Consider the following 4,507-nt stretch of genomic DNA (forward strand, 5'->3'; position numbering starts at 1 on the left):
AAATATCATAAAAAATAGAAAATTATTTACCATATTGCAAATATAGATATATTAAAATATCCATCTAATGAATATCATTTGTCTAGACTTACATTTTTTTAGTACTTTTATTTTTTATCTGATTTTCAATGAATGAAATTTTTAAAATGTTCAAAGTAGATGTTGCCGACGCTGAAAGAATTGGTAAATCAATCAATGAACCCCATCAGCATGATTATGAAGAACTGATTATTGGTAAATATGGCCAGGTGGAACATTTTATTGACTTTAATTCACAAGTGATAGATGCTCCTTTTGTCAGTTTTGTTACTCAGGGAAAACTTCACCGTGTAAGACCTTTAGCCAAAAACAATCAGTGTGATATGTGGGTACTCCGTTTTAAAAGTGAATTTATTGCAGAAACTGTTTTTCAGCTCTACTCCGCCTATCATGATAAGGCCAACATCGGTATGAAAGCTGATACCTGCTTTAAAAGACTGGATATGATCTGCCAGATTATTTATGAAGAATATCTGCTCGAATCCCCTGATCTATCTATCATCCAGCAGTTATTAAGCAGCCTTTTTACCATTATTGAATCTGAAAGAAAAAAGCTGAATCTAAATTATAATGAATCTAAAAAGATTCAGAGTCATACTTTTAAAAACTTTCTGGCTTTACTGGAAAAGCACTATAAAGAGTCAAAAGATGTTAATTTCTACGCTGAAAAACTGTTTATGACAAGTCGTAACCTTAACCTGATTTGTCAGGAGGTACTGCATCAAAGTGTTTCGGAAATCATCGAAACCCGCAAATTAATGGAAGCTAAAAATCTTCTGGTGACCTCCGATAAAACAATTGCAGAAATAGGATATGAATTAGGTTTTAATGAAAAAGCTTATTTTACTCATTCTTTTAAAAGAAAATCAGGATTCACTCCTTCCCAATACCGCAAAGAAATAGCCAGGATCATTTCCTAATTTAGCAACTATTTTTCTGATTAGTATTACCTTCCGCATACCTCTGTTTTAGAAATTTGTATTATAGTTTTAAAACAGAAAAAATGAAAAACACAGTTTTAACAAAGGAAATGATCGCTGGAATGTTTGTAACATTACTAGGATTTACAGCTTGCAGTAATCCTCAGAAAAATACAGAAAGTGATCAGATACTTCAGCAAGTAAAAGGTCTTGCCAAGGACAATGAAACTATAGCAAAGAATCTTGCCACTTTTGATACCTTAGATTATAAAGTATTCAGCAACAGAGATTGGAAACGACTTCATGAAAGCCATGCCGAAGATATCATCGTCCATTTCCCTGATGGTCATACGGAAAAAGGAATAGAACAGCATATCAAAACATTGGATGCTATGTTTGTATATGCTCCCGATACTAAAATCAAGGAACACCCTATTAAAATAGGAAGTAAAAACATGACAGCAGTTACCGGATTTATGGAAGGAACTTTCACAGAACCTATGCCTGTAGGTGACGGTACTTTTATCCCGCCTACAGGAAAAAAATTCAAAATTCCTATGGCCACTATCGGTATCTGGAAAAAAGACGGAACGATGAGTGAAGAATACCTGTTCTGGGATAATAAAACCTATATGGACCAGATTATGGGTAAATAATTAAAATGAATGAAAAGAAAAGATTTTATAAAAATAATGGCTCTTTTACCATTTGGAGCAGCAGCTATGAAACTAAATACATTACATGCCTTCACGGATCAATTACCACCTACGGAAAGAATGCCCGTTCTTTTCCTGGGGCACGGCAGCCCGATGAATGCGATTGAAGATAATATGTTTACCCGGGGATTTGAATCCATTGGAAAAACCCTGCCAAAACCAAGAGCCATCCTTTGTATCTCTGCTCATTGGGAAACCAAAGGAACTTTTGTAACTGCCATGGAAAACCCGAAAACCATTCATGATTTCGGAGGATTTCCACAGGCTTTATTTGATATACAATACCCTGCACCGGGAAGCCCTGATCTTGCTTTAGAAACAAAAAACCTTATTGCTTCCACGGAAGTGGAGCTTACCAAGGAATGGGGTCTGGACCACGGATGCTGGACCGTTGTAAAGTTCCTTTACCCTAACGCAGATATTCCGGTGATCGAAATGAGCATGGATTATACTAAAGACCCTGAATATCATTATGCCCTGGGAAAAGAATTGTCTGCATTAAGGAGAAAAGGAGTTTTGATTGTAGGAAGCGGAAATACCATACATAATCTGAGAATGGTAGCCTGGGATAAGATGTCAACGCCCGGATTTGGATTTGACTGGGCAATAGCAGCCAACGAAAAGATCAAACAGCTGGTGCAGGATGGTGATCATCAGTCATTAATCAATTACCAGAAACTGGGAAGAGAATTCCAGCTTTCCATTCCTACTCCTGAACATTATCATCCTTTACTTTATATCTTAGGACTACAGGAAAAGGACGAAAAGGTAACCATTTTTAATGATGCTTTAGTAGCCGGTTCCCTGAATATGATGTCCGTAAAAATTGATAAGGCTTAATAATTGTTGTACCGCTTATGTTATTCAATGCAGAAAAGTATCATTTCTTATTCAACAGTAAGTTTTATCCTCTCTCTACATTGAATAACATCAGTCGTGCAATATTCGCTCCACGGATCTTTGCTTCTTCTGCTTTCTCTCCTTCAAACTGAGCATCCACATTCTCTGAAAACACTCTGATCCATTCTGAAAATTCCACATCAGACATCGTAGTCTGTTTTCCAAGTTTCACATGGATCTGCATAGGATTTCCGTCATAGCTTTTTTCTCCCAGCAGGATGCTTGACCAGAATGAATACATTTTAGGAAGGTGATGAGACCAATCTACTTTTGCCACATCATCAAATATATAACCCAGAATAGCATTCTCCCTTACTTTATCATAAAACGAATCTACTAACTGGATAACATCTTCTCTTGTTTCAATATCTCTTTTTTTCATTTTGTATCAGATTTCATTTGTTGAATAACCTGCTCAAGATACTCTCTAAGCACCAAAGGATGGGCATGTTTTTCATCTTTGGATGCAAACAGCAAGGTTATTTTATTTTGTTTTTTAAGTCTTTCTATAAATTCTGGCCCTGGATTTTCTTTTTTAAGTTCTTTCTTGTATTTCACGGAAAATTCATCCCAATGGGAAGGGTTGGCATGGAACCACTTCCGGAGTTCTGTAGAAGGCGCCAGTTCTTTATTCCATTCATCAAAATGAGCTTTTTCTTTAGAAATTCCCCTTGGCCAGAGGCGATCAACCAACACACGATAACCGTCTTCGGGAAAAGCTTCTTCATATATTCTTTTTAAAGTAATTTCCATAGCTATTTTATCAGGATCTATTGTTTTAAAAAGGTCAGTTTCAAATCCAGATCTTCCACAAACATATTGATTCTTGAATTTTCAAGCATATCATTAACCGCTTTACGAATATGTTTAAATTCATTATGGATAGGGCAGGGATGCTCTTCTGAACATTCTTTTAAACCAAGTCCACAGCCGGAAAACAGTTTATCTCCGTCCACTTCTCTTACAATATCCGCAATAGAACGTTCCAAATTTTCCTTCTCCATATAAAATCCTCCACTTGGTCCTTTCATCGATTGTACAAACCCTTTCCGGCCTAAATCCTGAAGGATCTTAGCAATGAAATATTCAGGAGAATCAATTCCTTTGGCAATTTCTTTTATTCCTATCTTATTCCCGTCTTTTGACATCTGGGCAATATATATCAGCGCTCGTATAGCATATTCACATGTTTTAGAAAACATTCCACTTATTATTTTACTATACAAAGATAGGAAAGATTTAATAAAAGACAAACTACTCCTTTATTATTAAATCATAGAGGGAATTTACTGAACTCTGTGTACTTCAATACTTTTTAGCCATTTTACATGACGAGGCCCTGTTTTAGTATCGTTCATACTCACTACAATCATTTCTCCTTTCTCTTTTAAAGGCTGCCCGTTCTGTTCCAATAATACATATGTTTTATCTCCATTCGGGTTATTAAATATTTCTGCCCATGAAAAAGTAGCTTTATAATCATCAGCTGCTCTGGCTACAATATAAAAATTACGATCTGTATGATCCTTTTGCTCGATTTTCGCTTTTTCCAGGATATCTTTTAACAGAACACCTTTGGTAGACTCAATTTTATCTTTTGTAAGACCGGACTGACACACAACATTAAAGTCTTTCAGGTTTTTCACATCCATCTTTTTCAGGGAATCTACAGTAAGTGTAAGCGGATTGATCACATCCCCCGTTACTTTAATTTCTTTAGTTATATAAGCCGGATCATCAGTATACACATGTGATTTTTCTTCACCCTTCTGTGTAACAGCATCTTTTGTTTCTTTTGTTGTTTCTGATTTGGAATTTTCGGGGTTTTTACAGGCAGATAAAGCTGTCAACATCATCACTCCGCTCATGAACATTTTAAATTTTTTCATCACAATTCTTTTAGGTTCGACTCAAATTTATTTTTACAAATTC

Annotated in this window: 7 protein-coding genes; 3 read left to right on the forward strand and 4 right to left on the reverse strand. The window is 35.7% G+C overall.

Features of this window, described 5'->3' with window-relative positions:
- Positions 1-128: 128 nt before the first annotated feature.
- The 3 genes from Q0A18_RS07380 to ygiD all read left to right on the forward strand — a co-directional run bounded on the left by Q0A18_RS07380 (position 129) and on the right by ygiD (position 2,515).
- A complete protein-coding gene (locus Q0A18_RS07380) occupies positions 129-959 on the forward strand; it encodes a helix-turn-helix transcriptional regulator (protein WP_292009505.1) in 831 nt (276 codons plus the stop codon).
- Positions 960-1,042: 83 nt separating this feature from the next.
- A complete protein-coding gene (locus Q0A18_RS07385; RefSeq protein WP_292009506.1) occupies positions 1,043-1,615 on the forward strand; it encodes an ester cyclase in 573 nt (190 codons plus the stop codon).
- Between the two features lie 9 nt (positions 1,616-1,624).
- Positions 1,625-2,515: a 4,5-DOPA dioxygenase extradiol gene (gene ygiD / locus Q0A18_RS07390; RefSeq protein ID WP_292009507.1), complete on the forward strand. Its 891-nt coding sequence runs from the start codon at positions 1,625-1,627 to the stop codon at positions 2,513-2,515.
- 64 nt (positions 2,516-2,579) lie between these two features.
- On the opposite strand, the gene Q0A18_RS07395 is transcribed toward ygiD, so the two are convergent.
- From Q0A18_RS07395 to Q0A18_RS07410, 4 genes are all read right to left on the reverse strand, one after another.
- Entirely contained in the window at positions 2,580-2,957 is a 378-nt protein-coding gene (locus Q0A18_RS07395) for a group III truncated hemoglobin (protein ID WP_292009508.1), read from the reverse strand.
- The gene (locus Q0A18_RS07400) at positions 2,954-3,328 is read right to left on the reverse strand and encodes a DUF488 family protein (RefSeq protein WP_292009509.1); all 375 of its coding nucleotides are present in this window, start codon (positions 3,326-3,328) and stop codon (positions 2,954-2,956) included. Before Q0A18_RS07400 ends, Q0A18_RS07395 begins: the two co-directional genes overlap by 4 nt.
- A gap of 17 nt (positions 3,329-3,345) precedes the next feature.
- Entirely contained in the window at positions 3,346-3,777 is a 432-nt protein-coding gene (locus Q0A18_RS07405; RefSeq protein WP_292009510.1) for an Rrf2 family transcriptional regulator, read from the reverse strand.
- A gap of 84 nt (positions 3,778-3,861) precedes the next feature.
- Positions 3,862-4,464: a molybdopterin-dependent oxidoreductase gene (locus Q0A18_RS07410; protein WP_292009511.1), complete on the reverse strand. Its 603-nt coding sequence runs from the start codon at positions 4,462-4,464 to the stop codon at positions 3,862-3,864.
- Positions 4,465-4,507 lie beyond the last annotated feature (43 nt).

It is taken from the genome of Chryseobacterium sp. (assembly GCF_022712095.1).
Classification (GTDB): domain Bacteria; phylum Bacteroidota; class Bacteroidia; order Flavobacteriales; family Weeksellaceae; genus Chryseobacterium.